The organism is Hymenobacter glacieicola, from assembly GCF_014640315.1.
Lineage (GTDB): Bacteria > Bacteroidota > Bacteroidia > Cytophagales > Hymenobacteraceae > Hymenobacter > Hymenobacter glacieicola.
This window is the reverse complement of record NZ_BMGS01000001.1, coordinates 631,492-650,002: the sequence shown is the minus strand read 5'-3', so window position 1 is coordinate 650,002 and position 18,511 is coordinate 631,492. Positions and strand designations below refer to the sequence as shown.

The 18,511-nt window shown below is 60.2% G+C and carries 17 protein-coding genes; 6 read left to right on the top strand and 11 right to left on the bottom strand.

The window, feature by feature from the left end:
* Positions 1–127 precede the first annotated feature (127 nt).
* From IEW18_RS02760 to IEW18_RS02740, 5 genes are all read right to left on the bottom strand, one after another.
* The gene (locus IEW18_RS02760) at positions 128–502 is read right to left on the bottom strand and encodes a hypothetical protein (protein ID WP_188556271.1); all 375 of its coding nucleotides are present in this window, start codon (positions 500–502) and stop codon (positions 128–130) included.
* Positions 503–684: 182 nt separating this feature from the next.
* Entirely contained in the window at positions 685–927 is a 243-nt protein-coding gene (locus IEW18_RS02755; protein ID WP_188556270.1) for a hypothetical protein, read from the bottom strand.
* Between the two features lie 219 nt (positions 928–1,146).
* Complete coding sequence (locus tag IEW18_RS02750; protein ID WP_188556269.1) at positions 1,147–2,766, bottom strand: DUF4153 domain-containing protein; 1,620 nt, start codon at positions 2,764–2,766, stop codon at positions 1,147–1,149.
* A gap of 53 nt (positions 2,767–2,819) precedes the next feature.
* Positions 2,820–3,116: a winged helix-turn-helix domain-containing protein gene (locus IEW18_RS02745; protein WP_188556268.1), complete on the bottom strand. Its 297-nt coding sequence runs from the start codon at positions 3,114–3,116 to the stop codon at positions 2,820–2,822.
* 57 nt (positions 3,117–3,173) lie between these two features.
* Positions 3,174–3,815, bottom strand: a complete 642-nt coding sequence (locus IEW18_RS02740; RefSeq protein WP_188556267.1) for a hypothetical protein — start codon at positions 3,813–3,815, stop codon at positions 3,174–3,176.
* A gap of 672 nt (positions 3,816–4,487) precedes the next feature.
* On the opposite strand from IEW18_RS02740, the gene IEW18_RS02735 reads away from it, so the two are divergent.
* The 4 genes from IEW18_RS02735 (at position 4,488) to IEW18_RS02720 (ending at position 7,443) form a co-directional block, all read left to right on the top strand.
* Positions 4,488–4,922 (top strand): hypothetical protein, encoded by a 435-nt coding sequence (locus IEW18_RS02735; RefSeq protein ID WP_188556266.1) that lies wholly within the window; start codon positions 4,488–4,490, stop codon positions 4,920–4,922.
* A 55-nt stretch (positions 4,923–4,977) separates the two neighbouring features.
* The gene (locus IEW18_RS02730; RefSeq protein WP_188556265.1) at positions 4,978–5,772 is read left to right on the top strand and encodes a methyltransferase domain-containing protein; all 795 of its coding nucleotides are present in this window, start codon (positions 4,978–4,980) and stop codon (positions 5,770–5,772) included.
* 83 nt (positions 5,773–5,855) lie between these two features.
* The gene (locus IEW18_RS02725) at positions 5,856–6,728 is read left to right on the top strand and encodes a UbiA family prenyltransferase (RefSeq protein WP_188556264.1); all 873 of its coding nucleotides are present in this window, start codon (positions 5,856–5,858) and stop codon (positions 6,726–6,728) included.
* 82 nt (positions 6,729–6,810) lie between these two features.
* Positions 6,811–7,443, top strand: coding sequence for a hypothetical protein (locus IEW18_RS02720; RefSeq protein WP_188556263.1), 633 nt, complete (start codon positions 6,811–6,813; stop codon positions 7,441–7,443).
* Positions 7,444–7,504: 61 nt separating this feature from the next.
* Here the strand turns inward: IEW18_RS02720 and IEW18_RS02715 are convergent, their stop codons facing one another.
* A complete protein-coding gene (locus tag IEW18_RS02715) occupies positions 7,505–8,167 on the bottom strand; it encodes a DsbA family protein (protein ID WP_188556262.1) in 663 nt (220 codons plus the stop codon).
* Positions 8,168–9,221: 1,054 nt separating this feature from the next.
* Here IEW18_RS02715 and IEW18_RS02710 point away from each other — a divergent pair.
* A complete protein-coding gene (locus IEW18_RS02710) occupies positions 9,222–9,701 on the top strand; it encodes a T9SS type A sorting domain-containing protein (protein ID WP_188556261.1) in 480 nt (159 codons plus the stop codon).
* An 80-nt stretch (positions 9,702–9,781) separates the two neighbouring features.
* On the opposite strand, the gene rho is transcribed toward IEW18_RS02710, so the two are convergent.
* Positions 9,782–12,043: a transcription termination factor Rho gene (gene rho, locus IEW18_RS02705; RefSeq protein WP_188556260.1), complete on the bottom strand. Its 2,262-nt coding sequence runs from the start codon at positions 12,041–12,043 to the stop codon at positions 9,782–9,784.
* 486 nt (positions 12,044–12,529) lie between these two features.
* On the opposite strand from rho, the gene serS reads away from it, so the two are divergent.
* Positions 12,530–13,804 carry a serine--tRNA ligase gene (gene serS, locus IEW18_RS02700; RefSeq protein WP_188556259.1) on the top strand — a complete coding sequence of 425 codons (1,275 nt, stop codon included), beginning with the start codon at positions 12,530–12,532 and terminating at the stop codon, positions 13,802–13,804.
* Positions 13,805–13,913: 109 nt separating this feature from the next.
* Here the strand turns inward: serS and IEW18_RS02695 are convergent, their stop codons facing one another.
* Genes IEW18_RS02695 through IEW18_RS02680 form a run of 4 tightly spaced genes read right to left on the bottom strand, consistent with a single transcriptional unit; the run spans position 13,914 to position 18,508 of the window.
* Positions 13,914–15,170 (bottom strand): ATP-binding protein, encoded by a 1,257-nt coding sequence (locus IEW18_RS02695; protein ID WP_188556258.1) that lies wholly within the window; start codon positions 15,168–15,170, stop codon positions 13,914–13,916.
* Positions 15,171–15,196: 26 nt separating this feature from the next.
* Positions 15,197–15,643, bottom strand: a complete 447-nt coding sequence (locus IEW18_RS02690; RefSeq protein WP_188556257.1) for a response regulator — start codon at positions 15,641–15,643, stop codon at positions 15,197–15,199.
* A 1-nt stretch (position 15,644) separates the two neighbouring features.
* Positions 15,645–17,957 carry an ATP-binding protein gene (locus IEW18_RS02685; protein ID WP_188556256.1) on the bottom strand — a complete coding sequence of 771 codons (2,313 nt, stop codon included), beginning with the start codon at positions 17,955–17,957 and terminating at the stop codon, positions 15,645–15,647.
* Positions 17,933–18,508, bottom strand: a complete 576-nt coding sequence (locus IEW18_RS02680) for a biliverdin-producing heme oxygenase (protein ID WP_188556255.1) — start codon at positions 18,506–18,508, stop codon at positions 17,933–17,935. The genes IEW18_RS02685 and IEW18_RS02680 overlap by 25 nt, the downstream gene beginning before the upstream one ends.
* Positions 18,509–18,511: the final 3 nt, after the last annotated feature.

The following is an 18,511-nucleotide window of genomic DNA, read 5'->3' as shown; positions in this document are numbered from 1 at the left end:
AACGGAGTCGCAAATATACCAGTTAGCCCCAGGCCACGAGCGAAAATCCGTTTCGGCCGAGGGTTGGCACCGACCTGGACCTTGGGTCAGACCCAGACTCGTAACGGCGGCAGCACCCGCACCTGCTTCACTCGACTACAACCACAACCAAGCCGATAAAAGCCGATACCAACAGCAAACCAGCCGCCGCATAGCAACCCACCGTAGCCAGGTGCCACAGTAACCGCCAGAACCAGCCCGACACGCCCGCCGTCACCCGCTGCACCATACGCGCCACCAGCCAGGGCACCACCAGCAGACCGCCGCATAAGCAAGCCATGAACAGCTCTGCCGCTTGTGGAGTGTGCGGCCATATTTCCTCACACAAGAGCAAATTGAGGGCACTGAATACCAACACGGCTAGCCCTACCCACAATCGCCCCGAGACGGCCGGCAACACGGTGTACCAGATAAAAACCAGCAGTTGCTCAAGCCAAGAAGCTGAGGAGGATGAGGAAGGCATATGAACAGGAAAAAAGAAAACGACTAGGACTGCCCTTTCGCACTTAGCGCGGTTTAACGCCCCGGTCTGACAGGCACCGTCGGAACGATCCAGCCGAGCAGGACGTCAGCAACCTCAGCTTACCGCCCTGGCCCGACGGCTGGCAGCCGCCGGACTGGAGCGTTAAATCGTGCTAAGCCAGCCTAGCGGGCCGCTACCACGCCCGCGGCACCGGGTGCCCACAGCAGCATCACGTGCAGCAGGGTCCAGAGCACGAGGCCCAGCAGCAGGGCCGAGCCAGGCAGCACAACGGTCAGCAAACGGCGCCGGCGCTCCGGGCCGGAGGCAGCCCGCTCGCGCCAGGTCAGAAGCACGGCCAGGGCCCCGATGCAGGCGGCGCATAACAGCACGCCGGCCAGCGTTAGGCTTACTTGGGCAAGACTCATAAGGCAGAAGAAAAGAGTAGTAGAAAAAAGGAAGGCGGACTCGCGCAACCGGGCTACCGGCCCCGGCCCCACCGGCGGCCGGATAGTCAGCAAATCAAGAGGTAGCGGATCAGCACTAGGGGTAGCAATAGCGGGGTAGTAATTCCGACGGGTAGCAATAGCTATTCTGACTACCGGGCAAGCCAGCGGGGGCGCAAGCCCGCCTTCACGGTTGGGAGCTTATTGTCGTAGATGCTCGTAGGCCTGGGCCTCGGCGTAGGTCCAGCTTTGCCACGTGTGGTACTCGGGGTAGTTGCGGACCCAGCCCGCGACGCGGGCCTTGATGGCTTCCTGCGCTTGGGCGGGGGTAGCGTTGACTTCGTTGTAGCTGCCGGGCGGGCTGATAACAATGCGGGTCATGCCGCTGAGCACGCTCTGGCGGGCCTGCAGTTCCGGCAGCACCCGCTCGGGCATTTCCAGCAGAAAGCCTACGTCTACGGCTTTAAAGCGCGGGCTTAGGTTGTAGCGCACCATCCAGATTTCCCAGTTGCCCAGGGCCAGCAGCAGGAGCAGCCCGTAAGCCGCCACCGCGTTCAGCCGCACCAAAGAGTAGGCCGAGCGGCGCTGCCAGATTTTGAGCAGCACCGTGCCCAGCCCGAACAGCGTCAGCAGCAGAAACCCGTACACGCCAATGCGCTTGTAGGCCAGGCCCGTGTAGGTGATGTAGTAGTAGTTGCGCAGCCCCACCGACACCACCAGCACCGCATTCTGTACCACCCACACCGTGGCACCCCAGCGTAGGGCCCGCAGGCCAGGGGCGTAGAAGTTGAGGTTGCGCCGGAAAAACCACAGCACAATGCCCATGGCCACCAGAATGCTCAAGATCAGCACGTAGGTACCCTCGTGTACAAACTGCGTCAGGTCGAAGCCGGGGGAAGGCGTGAAGCCCAGCCAGATCCAGTTGATATCAATGATGTTGACAACCAGCAGCAGGACATTTACTAAACCGAACACGGCCAGGGCGGCCAGGTATTCCTTGCGCAAATCAAGGGAGCGGAAGGTTTGGGCCCGGAAGTTGGGGTTACGCACGCTAAAGGACGCCACCCGGTCGCGCTGCCGCCGCACAAACTCCCCGAAGCGCGATTCCCGATCCAGGAAAAAGTGCACCGGCACCAGCACCAACGCGCCCGCCGTGAGCACTAATCCTACCAGGAAAAACAGCAGGTGGGGCACCGATATAGCTGGCAGCAGGGCCGCCAGCCACTCCCCTACCGTAGCCAGTGCTACCGCAGCCAGCGCAGCGTAGCGTGGGTTGGCCATGCTAAACAGTAAGTGAAACACACCCAGCACCACCAGCGGCATGAGCAGCAGCCGCCCGTAGAAACGGGTGCGGCTCCAGCGCCCCATCCCGCCGCTAGGCAGGCGCAAGTAGGGTAGCAGGCCGGGTACCACCCGCGCCGCGCTGACCAAACTCGTGAGCAGGGCAAAAGCCAGCAGCTTCAGGTGGGGCTGATTTACGTAGCCTAGCACCAAGACCAGAGAAGCCACGCAGGCCAGCTTAGCAGCACCCGAACCGAGCAGCAACACGCAACCCACGCTCAGCAAGGTGCCGCCCAGCATCAGCCAAAAGTAGCCGGAGCGCCACACGGCGGCGTGCCGCGGCAGCCCGGCCAAAGTAGCGGCAACCACGAACAACGTGTATAAGCTCAGATTCAGCCCCACTTCCTGGTTCCAGAACAGAACGTCAAAGAGCACAGCCCCGAGCGGGAGTAGCGCTTTCTGGAGGCTGGTGAGCGGTAAGGCCGCCCGGCGCACACCCGGGGCTGCCGCCGCGGGTGCAGAAACGGAAAAGGACGTCATAGCTTTTATCTTAAAGTACTTTGTATTTCAAAGTTTAGGAACAAAAAAAAAGACTACGCCCCGCGCAGCAGTTTTTCCAAGGCCACCAAATGCTCCTGAAAGGCGCTTTTGCCTTCCGTGGAGGCCGAGTAGGTAGTGTTCGGCTTCTTACCAACAAACTGCTTGCTAACCTGCACATAGCCTGCCTTTTCCAGGGCTGCTACGTGGCTGGCCAGGTTGCCGTCGGTTAAGTCCAGGGCCTCTTTCAACTCGTTGAAGCTCACCGACTCATTGGCCATTAGCACGGCCATCACGCCCAACCGGACCCGGTTGTCGAATGCTTTATTGAGGGTATGGATCAGGTGTTTCACAGAAGCAGAAGAAGCGAAATGCTAGGGCAGCCAGGCCCCGGTAACTGCGGATGCGGACTAGTCTCGCTCGTAGCGGTTGTACATCAGCAGGCCGTAGCCGATGTGACCCAGGCCGAAACCGAGCGCAAAGAACGCCAACCCCAGGCCGGGGACCAACACCGCCACCAAACCTAGCCCAATTTCGGTGAGGCCGAGCCACCGGATTTCGTCGAGGGTGTATTTGCTGGCGTTGAGCAGGGCCAGGCCGTAGAACAGCAGCAACCCGGGTACCACCAACCCAACGGCGCCCTCCAGAAACAGCGCCAGGCAAAACAAGCCGCCCGCTACCAGCGGAATCAGCAGGCTCAGGGCCAAGCGCCGACCCAGGGCGCTCCAGAGCGGCTGCCCGGCCCGGTGGGCGCGACGGGCCGTGAAAAACGTAGCCACGCCCAGCGCCACCCCAATAATGCTCACGGCCAGCAGCAGCAGGTAGGGCAGCACCAATTGCCGCTCTTCGGGGGTGCTCTGCAGCAGCCGCAGGTAGCCCGCGTTGGGGTAGCGCTGCTGCAAATACCAATGCCCCACGGCCGCCCCGATCAGTGCCACTACCCCGGCCCCTACCCCGGAAAGGCCACTAAGCGAGATGAAGCGCGAGGAACGCTCCATGATGGCGCGAATCTCGGTGAGTTGAACCAGCGGGTCTGTAGCAGGCTTCGACATATTCTAAAGAACTTTGCGCTACAAAGCAAGGTAGGTTTATCGTAACTTCCTACAGCTACGGCTAACTATTTTCCGGCTTAATCTCCCAGGTACCATTTGAAAACCGAAAACCGGTACGTATCCCTTCGAGCAGTGCCCGGAATCTGGGGTAGCTTCTTATGCGTAACTCAGATTCCGGGCACTGCTCGGAATATATAGTTCGAGAAACGCTTTCTAGGGGCTGGCTGCTTTTGACCTCCCGGATCTGGCAGAGCTGGCTGCCAGGCAAGCCCCAGAAAACCAGAGTCTGAACGGCAATGTTCATAGTCCGACTGTACTTAGCTACCCCTAGGCCTTGCGGATGATACCGCGGCCGGCGAAAGGACAGGAATAAAGTCTGAGCTAAGTAGAGACGGAGACAGTAAAGTGGCCGCTGAACGGCGGATTAACTGCGGTGTGGAAGGGTAAGCGAATTACCCGACTGCCCTATTATGAGACGGGACGAATACATAAGGGCCAATGGGAGGCGTAAAGCTGACCCAATTTGAGAATAATCTATTCCCAACAAAAAACTGGATTTCTACAATCCAGCGAGCTTCAGGTGGCGTATTCTCAACTGTACTCGCTTTTCGGGTTGCCAGCCTGTTGCCTCTATTTCTGCTGGACGTTACTTTTCTTTTAGCCGCACTTCCTATGGTCTTACTTTCTACTGCCGGCCACTCCACTATCACGCGCACCTTTATTCTCTGGGCCCTAGCTAACACGGGCGGTACGCTGTGGCTGCTGCTGGACTTTTCCCTCGACCGCATCGACGACTACCCCATTGCCCTGATGAGCGGGCTGGTAGCGGCCCTGGTTTCGCTGGCCATTGTTCCGCTGGTAATTCCCTTCTTCAGCGCCATGTGCCGGCTACGGGTGGGCCTGTCGCGCCGCTCCTTGGCCTTGGTGGGCGTTACCTTGTTCTTTCTGCTAGCCAACCAGCTGCTGGAAGTACTGCTGCCCATCGATTCCATGACCCATTTGCTGAACATGTCATTGCCGTACTGGGCCGCCGCCATGCTTACCGTGCTGTGGCTCTACAGCCCCGGTCAGCAAAGCAACACCGGCCGCACCTCTGCCTGCGACTAAGCTCCCGGCTGAGGGGCGCCCAGCCAAAACCGGCGGCTTCGCGTAGGCTATGCCCATGAAGCTGCGCCTCCAGTTGTTTGAGTTCGAAGATTTACCCTGGTTTCCGCAGGTTATCCGGGCCGGGATGATGGATTACCTGCGCTTTATGATAACGGCCCTGGGTACTTACCAGCCCATTGTGCCCCTACTACACCAGGCCCTGCGCCAGACTGGGCAAACCCGGCTGTTGGAGCTGGGGGCCGGGGCGGGCGGTGGCACGGCCCCGCTGCTGCGCCGGTTGCAGGCCACGGGCTTGCCCGCCGCCACCGTCACGCTCACTGATCTGTACCCCCAGCCCCTGGCCTGGCAGACGCTACAAGCCCAAACGCCCGGCCTGCGCTACGAGCTAGCCCCAGTGGACGCCACGGCCGTAGCGGCGGGCCTGACGGGGTTTCGCACGATCTTCTCGGCGTTTCATCACTTTTCCCCTCCCGCCGCCGAGGCCATTCTGGCCGATGCCGTGCGGCAGCGGGCCGGCATTGGGGTGTTTGAGGGCGCGGGCAAGCACTGGGCTGAAATTCTGCTGGCCTGCACGGTGCTGCCAGTTGCACAGCTGCTTATTACGCCCTTTATTCGGCCTTTCCGCTTCAGCCGCCTCTTTTTTACGTACGCCGTACCCCTGATTCCACTGTTTACCATCTGGGACGGCTGCGTGTCGATTCTGCGTATGTACCCGCCGGCCCAGTTGCTGGCCCTGGCTCACCGCGCCGATGCGGCGGGTACGTTTCGTTGGCAGGCGGGGGTAGTACGGCACTGGTGGGGCCCGAAGGTTACCTACCTGATAGGGGTACCCACCGAAACTGAGGGCTAACCCGTAGCTTGCGGCCCGCCCGGTCGGTGCGCCGTCGCGCCGGGCTTTCCTCCCCTCCCGAAGCGGCCCTGCCCGCCTGCCCTATGCCTTTTGCCGCTTACCGCCGCGCGCTGCCCTTGCTGCGCATCCCGTTTTCGGTGTACCTGATGCCCGTTTACTGGTTTGGCCTCAGTGCCCTTCCCTCCGGCTTCAGCGTAGCACGGGCAGTAGGCGTATTTGTGGTGCTGCACTTGCTGGCTTACCCTGCTTCCAACGGCTACAACAGTTACTACGACCGGGACGAGGGTAGCATTGGGGGGCTGCGGCAGCCACCAAAAGTTTCGCGCGAACTGCTCCACCTGGTGTGGCTGTTCGATGGGCTGGCCGTAGCGGGGGGGCTGCTGCTGAGCCCGGCGTTTGCGGGGCTTGTGGCCGTGTACTTGCTGGTCTCGAAAGCATACAGCTACGAGGGAATCCGGCTGAAAAAGTACCCGCTGCTGAGCACGGCAGTGGTCGTAGTGTTCCAGGGAGCCTATACTTTCCTGATGACGCAGGTAGGTGTGGAGGCCCCAGCCACCCAACTGCTGGCCCCCGAGAACCTGGTGTTGGCCCTGGTAAGTAGCTTGTTTCTGTGCGGCTCCTACCCGCTCACGCAGGTGTACCAGCACGCCGAAGATGCTCGCCGGGGCGACCGGACCCTGAGTTTGCGGCTGGGCCTGCGGGGCACGTTTGTATTTGCCGGCGCGGCCCTGGCCACGGGCGCCGCCGTGCTGGTGGCGGCCTACCTCTGGCGCGACGAAGCACGCCACATCATTATTTTTCTGGTAGCTACCGGCCCGGTGGTGGTGCTGTTTTTGCAGTGGGCCCGCGCCGTCTGGCGGCAGGAGTCGGCGGCTGATTTCGACCATACCATGCGCATGAACCAGGTGTCGTCGTTGTGTTTGAGCGCGGCCTTTCTGCTGATGCTGTTCTGGTAGCTGCTGCTGCACGCGGCGGCAAACACCAACTGCTCAGCTTGCGTACAGTATCTTGCTTCTCCTATATTTTTCCGTTCCTGCTATGCGCGCCCTTCTGTGGTTTTTCCCGCTCCTTTTCGTAGTAGGCTGCTCTTCTCCTTCTTCTGAGTCGGCTAGCTCAGCTACTCCCCCCGCGTCGCCGGACTCCGAGGCAGCTGTCCCCGAGCCCCTGGATACGGCCCGTCCGGCCCCCGTTGATGCCCAGGCCGATACGCTGCTCACGGCTAAGGCCCGCCACCGGTTCTCGGACCCCGGCACTTCCGACACATTTTCGCTGGTGTTGCGCGGCGCTTCGGTGCTTACTGGGGAGGCCACGCTCACTATTACCACGGCCGGCGGGCAGGTAATTTTCCGGGAAGTGCTTTCGGCTCCCGATCTGGAAGCCATGATGGTATACGAAATGAAAGGGCCCACTGCCACCCAGGCCGAGCGGGAAGCCTACGTCCGCCGCCGGGTGCAGGCGTTTTTCGCCGCCAAAAACTTCCGCCGGCCGGCCGTGACTTCCTCCGCTACCTACCCCACCGATACGGCCGCCGTCCCCGGCCTCGACCAAGCCGCCTGGGCCGACCTGCGCCGCCGCCCCGAGGCCGTTGCCTTCGAATACACGGTAGGCAAAGAAGACCGCCACGTCATTGCCTGGTCGCCGCTCCGCAAGCAGGTAGTGCGCCTGCCCTAACCCCGGAAAAGCCGAAACAGTAGCGTTTCGGCTTTTTTTATGCTGTAGGTTGTACGGCTGCTTAGTTTCTGCCGGCTTGGCGCAGGGCCTCTTCTAAGTCGGTGCGGAAGCTTTCATACGGCTGGAACCCGCGGGCCAGCACGTAACCCTGGCTACCTACCCGCAAAATGGTCGTTGGGAAGCCTTGCACGCCGATTTTGCTTACTGCGGCAAACTCCAGTTGCGTACCCCGGATGATTTCGGGCCGGGTGAGCTGCTGCCGGAACTCGCTGGGGTCAAGGCCGTAGGCTGCGGCCAGGGGCTCGTAAGTTGCCAGATCGTTTAAGTCGGCGCCCTCCTGAAAGTAGGCGCGCTGCACGGCGTGGGCAAACTCGGCGGCCTGCTCCTGCCGCAGCTGCCGAAATGCGTGAATGGCCCGGCACGGCGGCTCTGAGTCCTGCACGTGACTACCCTCCTGCCCCAGGGCCCGAAACGCGGCCCCAAACTGCACGCCCGTCACCTGTTCTACCTGCTCCAGCGCCCCGGTTATGTAAGGCCAGTCTTCCCGGATGGGGCCAACCTGCGCGCCCGTCACCATGCCTCCGCACAGCACCGACACCTCCACACGCCCGGCAAACTCCTGCTGCACCCGTTGAACCACGGGGCTCATGCCGTAGCACCAGCCGCACAAAGGGTCAGAGATATAAAGTAATTCGGGTAGGTCGTTGGTGTGTTGCTGTTCCATAGCCTACAAAGAACCGATGTTATTAACCATAACACAACTTGCCAGCAACTACAGCCCCGTCAGGTGGAGAGGTGGTTTCAGCTCATTTAATTATATTTTTTAACAATAAATCTATATTTTAACTTATCAATATGGGACTTATAATGGGAATTTAATAAGATAAGCCACTGATAACCAATACAGTAAAAAGTATGTTGCTTTAGCATAGCATCGATTTGCAAGGCATAAAGCCCTATATTTCAGCTAGAATCTACTGTTCCTCACCTTTCTACTACCTGCTTCGATGAACTTGGCTACCTGCTTATCCCAGACAAAGATTCCCGTCTTGAAACGCGTGGCGTTCGGGCTCTTACTCATGGGCATCAGCCCTACCGTGAGTTGGGCTCAGTACACAACAAACCAGAGTTTTGAAGCTACTAATACAGAATTGGGCTATAGTTACACTACTAGTGGCACTGGCGGACAATTTTTTACAGGTAATTCAGCCACTGCCTTTCAAGGCCCCAACCCAAGCCCAGCAAACAGTGCAGTAAGTTCGAGCGGTATTTCCTCTTATGGGTCACAGAATAACACGGGTAGTGGAGTAGTATCTACTGTGTTAGACTTTAGAAACATAAACTTCAATAACTTCTCTAACAATTACTTCACTATTAGACTAGCAGCTTTTGCCACTAACCAGAATGGAGGGCTTGCCTCAAATGGCAATGTCACAATAGCAATCAGTACCGATAATGGTGTAAGCTATAGACAAGCAATGGTAATTCAGGGTAGTGGTAGCGGTAGAGACATAATTTGGGATTTTTCCTCAACAGCTACCGCAACTACTACATTAGGCCAAACTGCTTCAACAATATTTACTGCTACTACGGCAGCAGCCAACAAGTACTCAGTTCTGAGAATAAATCTTCCTATTACTGTCACACAAGCTAAGCTTCGAATTACCATTAATGCTAATGACAAAACAGCACTAGCTGTTGATGATGTATTTCTTAGCAGCCTAGAGCCCCTTCCCGTCACTCTCACGGGCTTCTTTGCAAACCGCCAGGGGCAGAATGTGCTACTGAACTGGGCTACCTCTCTGGAGAAGAACAACGCGTACTTTGAAGTGCAGCGCAGCCAGGACAGCAAAACCTTTACCACCATTGGACGGGTAGCGGGCAACGGTACTACGGCCACCGGTGCTACGTACAAATTCACTGATCTTGCTCCCCTGTCCACCCAGGCATATTACCGCCTGCGCCAGGTAGATGTGGAAGGCACTGATTCCTACTCCTCAGTGGCTACTGTAGGCGGGCTGGAGCTAGCCGAAAACGTGGCTTCTCTCTACCCAAACCCCAGCCTGGGGACTATCACGCTGCCCGAGGCCACCAGCCTGGTAAAGTACCGCGTGTACTCGGCCGCGGGCAAAACGGTCGCTACCGGCGAGGCGCAGGGCGGCACCAGCATTAACATTCAGCAGGTACCTGCGGGCCTCTATTTCCTGGAAACCACAATTGGCACGAAGCGCAACGTGCAGCGTTTCGTGCGAAAGTAACGCCCGGCACGGTTTCGTATCAACAAAAAGGCCCGTTCCGCAGCTGCGGAACGGGCCTTTTTGTGACTCAACGCTTACGCTTAGCCGTTCATGGCCATCAGGAATTCGTCGTTGTCGCGGGTGCCTTTCATGCGGTCCTTCAGGAACTCCATAGCTTCGGAGGCCGTCATGTCTGACATGAACTTGCGCAGCACCCAGATACGGTTCAGCTCGTCCTTGCTCATAAGCAGGTCCTCGCGGCGGGTACCGGAAGCGGGCACGTCGATGGCTGGGAAGATGCGCTTGTTGGCCAGTTTGCGGTCCAGTTGCAGTTCCATGTTGCCAGTGCCTTTGAACTCCTCAAAGATTACCTCGTCCATCTTGGAGCCAGTCTCAATCAGGGCCGTGGCAATGATGGTCAACGAACCGCCGTCCTCCACGTTGCGGGCCGCGCCGAAGAAGCGCTTGGGCTTGTGCAGGGCGTTGGCATCCACACCACCCGACAGGATTTTGCCGGAAGCGGGCTGCACCGTGTTGTAAGCGCGGGCCAGGCGGGTAATGGAGTCAAGCAGAATCACCACGTCGTGGCCGCACTCCACGAGGCGCTTGGCCTTTTCCATGGCAATGGTGGCAATTTTGACGTGGCGGTCGGCCGTTTCGTCGAAGGTGGAGCTGAGCACCTCGGCCTTCACCGAGCGGGCCATGTCCGTTACTTCCTCCGGGCGCTCATCAATGAGCAGAATCATCAGGTACACCTCGGGGTGGTTTTCGCTGATGGAGTTGGCAATTTCCTGGAGCAGTACCGTTTTGCCGGTTTTGGGCTGGGCTACAATCAGGCCCCGCTGGCCCTTACCAATGGGAGCAAACAAGTCCAGAATCCGGGTGCTGTACTGGCCCGATTTGGTAGTTAGCTTTAGGCGCTCCTCGGCAAACAATGGGGTCAGGTTGTTGAACGGGATACGGTCGCGGGCTTCCTCTACGGAGCGGCCGTTGATGCCTTCTACCCCCACCAGGGCAAAGTACTTCTCACCTTCGCGGGGCGGCCGAATGGTGCATTTCACCGTGTCGCCCGCTTTCAGGCCGAACTGCTTTACCTGCTGCGGGGCCACGTAAATATCATCGGGCGAAGCGAGGTAGTTGTAGAACGGGCTGCGCAGGAAGCCGTAGCCGCCGTCGGGCATCATTTCCAACGTTCCTTCGCCGGGAATTACAATGTCGAACTCCTGGCGGGCCGGGCGCTGCTGCTCCGGGCGCTCGGGGCGTGGCTGCTCGGCCACTCCCACCGGCTGACCCTGGCGCTCCGACTGGCGCTGCTCCTGGCGCTGTTGGCGCTGCAGCTCCCGGGCGGCGTAGCGTTCCTCGCGGCGCTGTTCGCGCTGCTCACGGGCATCGGGGCGGCCACCTTCCCGAGCAATGCGGGGCTGGTCCAGGCGACCGTCGCGCGGCGCCAGGCCGTCGGGGCGGAAATCGGCCCGGGGCGCGTCGTTACGCTGCTCCCGGGGCTGGTCGCCGCGGCCGTTGCTCTCGGGCCGGCCCACTCCGTCGGAGCGGAAATCAGCCCGGGGCGCGTCGTTGCGGCCTTCCCGGGGAACATCATTGCGGTACTCGCGGCCTTCCCGGAACACGCGGGGCTGCTCAGGACGACCTTCACGGCCGTTAACGGCAGTTTCGGCGGGGCGTGCTTCGCGGGCGGGAGCCGGGGCGGCTACGTCCTGGGGAACGGGGATAGTTTCCGCTACCTGGTCAGTGGGAGCCTCAGCCGTAGTAGTTTCGGCGGTTACTTCCCCAGCTGCCACAATGGGCCGGCCGGCGCGGTCGGTGCGGGTGCGCCGCTCCGGGCGCTGGTACAGCTTCACGGGCCGGTCGGAAGCCGGGGCAGCTTCGGCCGCTACTTCTGGGGCGGGCGCTTCAACGGCAGCTGCGGCCAGGGCGGGCTCAGGCGCGCTAACCGGGGCACTAACGGGGGTAGCAACTTCTTCGGGCGCGGGGGCAGCGGCTGCCGCGTCGGGGGCAACTTCCGGGGCGGGCGCGTCAGTGGGCGTAGCGGCAGCTTTGCTACGGGTGGCGGACTCACGACGCGGGGTGGCCGCGGGGCGGGGGGCGCGCGGGGCCCGGGCAGGGGCAGCTTTGGCGGCCGGAGCCGGCGCGGCCTCGGCGGTGGGCTCTTCCACCGGAGCGGCCGGAGCCGCGGCCGTTTTCACTTTTTGGGGAAGCTTATCGGGAGGAGTAATAGCTTGCTGATCTAGAATCTTGTAAATCAGATCTTGCTTGCTGAGTTTTTTGAAATTGCCAACGTTTAGTTTTTCAGCAATTTCCTTTAGTTCGGACAGCAATCGGTCCTTCAACTCGTCAATAGTGTACATATAAAAAGCTGAGCGAAAAATTCAGGCGGGGCGGCGGGAAACCAAAAAGGACAGCACAGGGCATTCCGGGCACAAATAGCAGCCGCGACGCAGCGCCAAACGCAAGAAAGAAGCGAGGAGTGAGAACCGTGGGTGGGCCGGAAAGCACAGAAGAGAATTGCCGACCGGGCGCGGGAAGAATACCCAACGTGCCCGGCAGCCAGCACCGGCTACTACTTGCAATGTTAGCGGAATGTGCCGGAACTGCCAAATCAAAGGGAAGATTTTGCAGTTTGGATTGATAACGCGGAATCTGACTAAAAGGATACACCCAGCCAGCCAATTACCGCTTAACTGCTGCGGGGCAATTATCATTCCCTTTTCCCGGATCCGGTAGCCTTGAGCGGGCCGCGGCCGGGCCGGGCTACCGGATTTTTTGCCCGCCCCCTGCATCTATTAAATAAGCCGTTTACTTTTGTCTTATTCCATTCTGCGTTTTCTGCTGTTATGCTGCAAGTTTCTGTCCTGAAAGAGCACACCGATGCGGTGCTGGCCGGCCTGGCCAAAAAACATTATAAAACCGCCGAAGCCGATGTGCAGGCCATTCTGGCCCTGGACCAGCGCCGCAAAGACCTGCAAACGGCCCACGACTCGGCCCAGGCCGAAGCCAACGAGCTGGCCCGCCAGATTGGGGGCCTGATGAAAAGGGGCGACAAAGCCGGCGCCGAAACCCTGAAAGCCCGCACCGCCGAGCTCAAGCAGCAAACCAAAGCCCACGCCGACGAGCTGAGCCAGGTGGAGCTAGCCCTTCAGCAAACACTCTATAAGCTACCCAACCTGCCCCACAGCAGCGTGCCGGAAGGCCGCACGGCCCAGGACAACGAGGTGGTGCGCGAGGTAGGCCAGCAGCCGACCCTGCACGCCGGCGCTCAGCCCCACTGGGAGCTGATCAAGAAGTACGACATCATTGATTTTGACCTGGGCGTCAAGATTACGGGCGCGGGTTTTCCGGTGTACAAAAACCAGGGCGCCCGGCTGCAGCGGGCCCTCATCAATTTTTTCCTGGACGAGGCGCGCGACGCCGGCTACGTGGAAATTCAGCCTCCGGTGATGGTCAACGAGGCCTCCGGCTACGGCACCGGCCAGCTCCCCGACAAGGAAGGCCAGATGTACCACGATGCCCAGGACAACCTGTTTCTGATTCCGACGGCTGAAGTGCCCATCACCAACCTCTACCGCGACGAAATTGTACCGCCGGAAAAGCTCCCGATCCGCAACGCCGGCTACACGCCGTGCTTCCGCCGCGAAGCTGGCTCCTGGGGCGCCGACGTGCGCGGTCTTAACCGCCTTCACCAGTTCGATAAGGTAGAAATTGTGCAGGTAGCCCTGCCCGAGCAGAGCTATACCCAGCTGGAAGAAATGCTGGCCCACATTGAAGGCTTGCTCCAGAAGCTACAGCTGCCCTACCGCGTGCTGCGCCTCTGCGGCGGCGACATGGGCTTCACCTCGGCCCTCACCTACGACCTGGAAGTGTGGTCGGCGGCCCAGGGCCGCTGGCTGGAGGTATCGTCGTGCTCGAACTTTGAAACCTACCAGGCCAACCGCCTAAAGCTGCGCTACCGTACCGAAAACGGCAAAACCCAGCTACTGCACACGCTTAACGGCTCGGCCCTGGCTTTGCCCCGCATTGTGGCCGCCTTGCTGGAGAACAACCAGCAGGAAGATGGCATCCATCTGCCCGAAGCGCTGCACTCCTACTGCGGGTTCAGCAAAATCGGGTAGAATTGCTTCGGCGAAGACTTTTGCTCCCTACTACTTAAAAGGCCGGGAGTAGCACGAACTCTTTCTCATGGAAAGAAGCCGTGCTACCCCCCGCCTTTTTCTTTGCCTTTTACGAACTCAGCGTAACGTGAAAAGTGGTACCCTCGCCTACCGTGCTTTCTACCCGCAATTCACCCCCGTTGCTTTCCACAATGCGGTTGACCAGGAACAGCCCAACCCCGGTTCCTTCAGCGGCTTCGGGATGGAAGCGGCGAAACAGCTGAAACAAATCGGCTTGGTGCCGGGGCAAGTCAATTCCCAGGCCGTTGTCGGTGACGGACAGCATGGCCTGGCCGGCGGGGCCGCGCCAGCCGCGCACCTGCACCCGCGGGGCACGGTCGGGGTGGCGGTAGCGCAGGGCGTTGCTGAGCAGGTTCAGCAGAATGGTGCGCAGGTGCCCGCGGTTGTAGAGCACCGTGGGCAGGGCTTGAAAGTCATAGTCGATGACGGCCTCGGTGCTGCGCAACTGCGGGGCCAGGGCCTGCTGCATGTCGTCGGTCAGTTCGGCCAGGGCTACCTCTTCCTGGATGGCCGACAACGGCTGCCGGGTGTCCTGCACAATCACCGACAAGTCATTGATGGTCGCCAGCAGCTCCTGTAAGGAGGCTTTGGTCATCGTGGCCAGCAGCTGACTTTCGCCTCCATCGTTGAAATCGACTACCCGGCCGAGCTCCTCGAACAGGCCTTGCAGGTTTTGCACGGGCTGTTTCAGGTCGTGGGAGGCCGCGTACACGAAATTGTCCAGGTCCTGGTTGGTGCGGGCCAGCTGGCGGTTGGCGGCATCCAGGGCGCGGTTGCGGGTTTGGGCTTCGGCGTGAGCTGCGCGCAGGTTTTCGTTGGTGGTAGCCAGTTCCTGCCGGGTTTCCGTCAGCTGGGCCAACGACTGCCGCAATTCCCGGTTGACACGTTCCAGGTTAGAGTGGTACTGAGCCTGGTACTGCCGCCACTCATTGCGCTCAATGGCATGCCGCACCACTTTCAGCAGCATGTCCTGATCGAATCGGTGCTTGATGAGGTAGTCCAGGGCGCCGTTGTTGAGGGCCTGCACAGCCAGCTCCCCACTGTCAATGCCGGTTATCATCACCACGCACAGCAGCTCAACGGGTACCAGCTGCTTAAAGTGCTCCAGCACATCCAGTCCAGTACCGTCGGGCAGGTTGTAATCGATCAGGACACAGTCGGGCTGGTACTGCTGAAACGCGGCTACGGCCTCAGCTACCGTGGTAGCTTCGTGCATGTGCAGGGTTTCACCCGGATTTCGGCTCAAGTAGCGGCGCAGTACGGCCCGGTCGGTGTCACTGTCCTCAACCAGTAAGATTCTTTTCACGCGGGAATAAGCAACGGGTCAGCGGGCTAAGCGGGCAGCTCAGAAGCCTCCAGCCAATAATGCACAATCAGACGGACTTTCTCCTCCAGGTCGGCGTAGGCAAGGGGCTTGGTCAGGTAGCTGTTGGCCCCCAGCTGGTAACAGGCGGCCACATCCTTGGCGTTGGCGGAGGTAGTAAACATGACCACCGGAATAGACTGTAGGCTGGGGTCGCCTTTGATGGCGCCCAGCACGTCGCGCCCGTCTAAGCCGGGCATGTTTAAATCCAGCAGAATGATGGCGGGCAAGGCTTGCGGCCAGCCGACCATGCGCCCTTTGCCCTGGCCTTGCAGGTAATCAAGGGCCTGTTCGCCGTCCTCGCAGCGGAGTACGGGGTTCTGGAGCGCGTGCTTGCGAAACGCCCTGCCCAGCGCCGTAAAATCCTCGGTACTGTCTTCTACAATCAGAATAGGCTTAATAGCAGTTGTATTCAACTTATTCGGGGGTTGGAACAGAAAAGTAAAAGGTGGAACCCTGGCCGGCCACGGAATCGACCCAGATTTGCCCGCCCATTTTCTCAATCATTTTTTTCACGATGGCCAGGCCCGCCCCCGTGCCGCCGCCGTACTTGTTGGGTCCGTGCAGGCGCTTAAAAATGCGGAAGATGTTTTCGTGGTGCTTGGGGTCGATGCCAATGCCATTGTCGCGCACGTACAGGGTTCGGAAGGTGGCCGGTACGGGCCCGCGCGGGCTCAGCAGGCCGTCGGGCGCCACGCCTACCCATACGTAACGGTCGGGCTTATCGTTGTAGCGCATAGCATTGGTAAGCAGATTGTTGAACACTTCCCGCAGGCGTACTTCATCGGCCAGCACCACGGGCAGCTCCCCTTCCACCACTAAGGTAGTATTGGTTTCCTGCAGGCGCACCTGCAGAATATCCGTTACCTCGGCCAACACGGCCTGCACACTTACGGGGCGCAGCTCGGCTTCCAGGCGGCCCACCCGGGAAAGCTGCAACAGGGATTCAATCAGGTTTTCCATGCGCTGGCTCAGGCGAATCAGGGTGCGGAGCTTTTCTACGCCCTCTTCGTCCAGCTTGTCGGCGTAATCTTCCAGCAGAAACAGGGAGTAGTTATGAATGCCCCGCAATGGCTCCTTCAGGTCGTGGGAGGCCACGTAGGCAAACGAGTCCAGCTCCTCGTTGCTGCGCTCCAACTCCGTGTTGAGGCGGCTGAGCACGGCGGCACGGGCTTCCATTTCGCTGAACATTTTCAGGCGCATATCGGCCACGCGCAGGCGCAGCTCCTGGGCGGCTTCAATTTCAATGGGGCGCCACGCTTCCGACGTGTTTTCCACTGACTGGCTCCAGGCCGCAAATGACTGCCGGGGCGACAGCACGATTTCGCCGTTGCGGCTTTCCTCCTGCTTTTGCTGCTTGCCGGCCCAGGTTACTTGCTGCAATACCTCGGGCCGAAACCAGATGATATAGTCACGGTGCTGCCGGTCGAGGCTGATGGCCAGAATACCGCTGGCCACGGCCCGAATCTGGACGCCGGCCGTGTTGTGGCGCGCGTAGGAGCTGGTATAGAAAACCTCCTCCGGCACGTTGGTGTGCAGCCAGTTGATCAGCTCATTGAGTTGAGCGGGGTTGGGAGTAGCGCCCAGCAGGGCCCGCTCCCCATCAAAGCACACGGCCACGCCCCCGCACTCAAAGGCATCGAGCACGGTAGGCGTGTGCTCATAGAGGGCCCGGCGGAAATCGGGCAGCTCGGCCATCAGGGCAAACAGGCGGGCCTGGGTTTCGCGCAGGTGCAACTGGTAGGCGAATATCTCAGCCTGCTCCTTACTTTTGAGCAAGGAGGAAAACGTTTTGCCGATGAACTGGCACAGGTCGCGCAACTCGTAGCTAACCAGGCGCGGCGACTCATGGTGGCACATCAGCAGGCCCCACAGTTTCCCGTCTTGGATCAGAGAAATGCTCATGGAAGCCTGTACGCCCATGTTTTTCAGGTACTCCACGTGAATCGGCGACACGCTGCGCAGGGTAGCGTAGGTCATGTCGGGCGGGCGGCCGGTGGAGGGCGTGCGCACGGGCACCAGGGGCACGGCCGCGTAATTCACATCGGCAATAAAACGCAGCCAGTTGCGCAGGTACATGGCCCGGGCCTGCTGCGGAATGTCGGTGGCCGGGTAGTGCAGCCCCAGGAAGGGCTCCATGTCGGGGCGGCAGGCTTCGGCCACCACTTCGCCGCTCTCATCCTCAGCAAAGCGGTAGAGCATTACCCTATCGAAGCCGGTAATGCTGCTAACCTGCCGCACGGCGTGCTGGCAAAACTCCTTGACCGATGTAGCCCCCAGCATCTGGCCCAGGGCCTCGTTCAGGGAAGGCATGTCCAGGGGCCCAACGGTCAGGTCCTGCACGGGCTCAAACTCCAGCCACAGCAAGTCATCGAAGCGGTGCTGAATAAGCTTGAAGTAGGGCTGAGTAGCCAGCTGATCGAGGCGCACGCCCTGCAGACGCTGGTTTTCATCGAGGGTAAACCACTGGGTAGACAGCTCCTGCAACCGCTCTTCGGTAAAGAGGAACGTCAGGTCCTGACCGATGAGGGTTTCGGCGGCCAGGCCCAGCAACTGGTCGGTGTTGGCGCTGGCCTGCACTACCCGGTGGGTGCGCGGGTCCAAGCACAACAGAAACCCATACGGCTGGATTAAACCCGGAATATGAATGGGCTCCCGGTCGCAATTGGTGAGCGTAATGGGTTGCCCTACCAGGCTTTCATCGGTCAGGGTTGCGCCTGTTCTAACCATGCGTGTAAGCGTTGAAAAGTAAGCGAGGCCGACGCTACGATGTCATCGGCGTTATCGGGGGTAGCGGCCTGCGTGAGCAGCCCCACGAAGGTTTTCCAGAGCGGACCGGTCTGCTCGGCGTGGCCGCTGAAGTAGGCGCGGGCCGGAATACCAGCTTTGGCCAGCTGACGGGCAATTACCTGCCCGCCCAGGGTAGAGCCTTCCAGCACGTACATAGCTCCCAGAAGCTGGGCGCGGGTTGCCAAGGGTGGCAACTCGGGCACAAGCGGCAGGGTACCAGTGTCGGGTAAGTCTTGGCGCAGCAGCTGAGCCCGGTAGCGACGGGGCAGCTCCCAGGCCGGACCCAGCAACTCTTCTTTGGACTGTAATTGGGCTTCGAAAGGCGCTACGAAGCCGTAGAGCCGGGCCAGAAACTGCCGGGTAAGCGCCTCCGTGATGGTTCCGTTGCCTAGGGCCTGGTTGAAGGGCAACTGCTCCAGCGCCTCGTGCACGGCCCGCGTTTCGTGGCGCAGGCGGGCAAGGATGTCAACGGAAATGCTTAAAGACGACATAGG

Coding starts and splice junctions, on each gene's coding strand:
- IEW18_RS02685 (WP_188556256.1), bottom strand. CDS start 17,957: ATGGTTAGAACAGGCGCAACCCTGACCGATGAAAGCCTGGTAGGGCAA.
- IEW18_RS02755 (WP_188556270.1), bottom strand. CDS start 927: ATGAGTCTTGCCCAAGTAAGCCTAACGCTGGCCGGCGTGCTGTTATGC.
- rho (WP_188556260.1), bottom strand. CDS start 12,043: ATGTACACTATTGACGAGTTGAAGGACCGATTGCTGTCCGAACTAAAG.
- IEW18_RS02715 (WP_188556262.1), bottom strand. CDS start 8,167: ATGGAACAGCAACACACCAACGACCTACCCGAATTACTTTATATCTCT.
- IEW18_RS02680 (WP_188556255.1), bottom strand. CDS start 18,508: ATGTCGTCTTTAAGCATTTCCGTTGACATCCTTGCCCGCCTGCGCCAC.
- IEW18_RS02730 (WP_188556265.1), top strand. CDS start 4,978: ATGAAGCTGCGCCTCCAGTTGTTTGAGTTCGAAGATTTACCCTGGTTT.
- IEW18_RS02760 (WP_188556271.1), bottom strand. CDS start 502: ATGCCTTCCTCATCCTCCTCAGCTTCTTGGCTTGAGCAACTGCTGGTT.
- serS (WP_188556259.1), top strand. CDS start 12,530: ATGCTGCAAGTTTCTGTCCTGAAAGAGCACACCGATGCGGTGCTGGCC.
- IEW18_RS02725 (WP_188556264.1), top strand. CDS start 5,856: ATGCCTTTTGCCGCTTACCGCCGCGCGCTGCCCTTGCTGCGCATCCCG.
- IEW18_RS02735 (WP_188556266.1), top strand. CDS start 4,488: ATGGTCTTACTTTCTACTGCCGGCCACTCCACTATCACGCGCACCTTT.
- IEW18_RS02720 (WP_188556263.1), top strand. CDS start 6,811: ATGCGCGCCCTTCTGTGGTTTTTCCCGCTCCTTTTCGTAGTAGGCTGC.
- IEW18_RS02740 (WP_188556267.1), bottom strand. CDS start 3,815: ATGTCGAAGCCTGCTACAGACCCGCTGGTTCAACTCACCGAGATTCGC.
- IEW18_RS02750 (WP_188556269.1), bottom strand. CDS start 2,766: ATGACGTCCTTTTCCGTTTCTGCACCCGCGGCGGCAGCCCCGGGTGTG.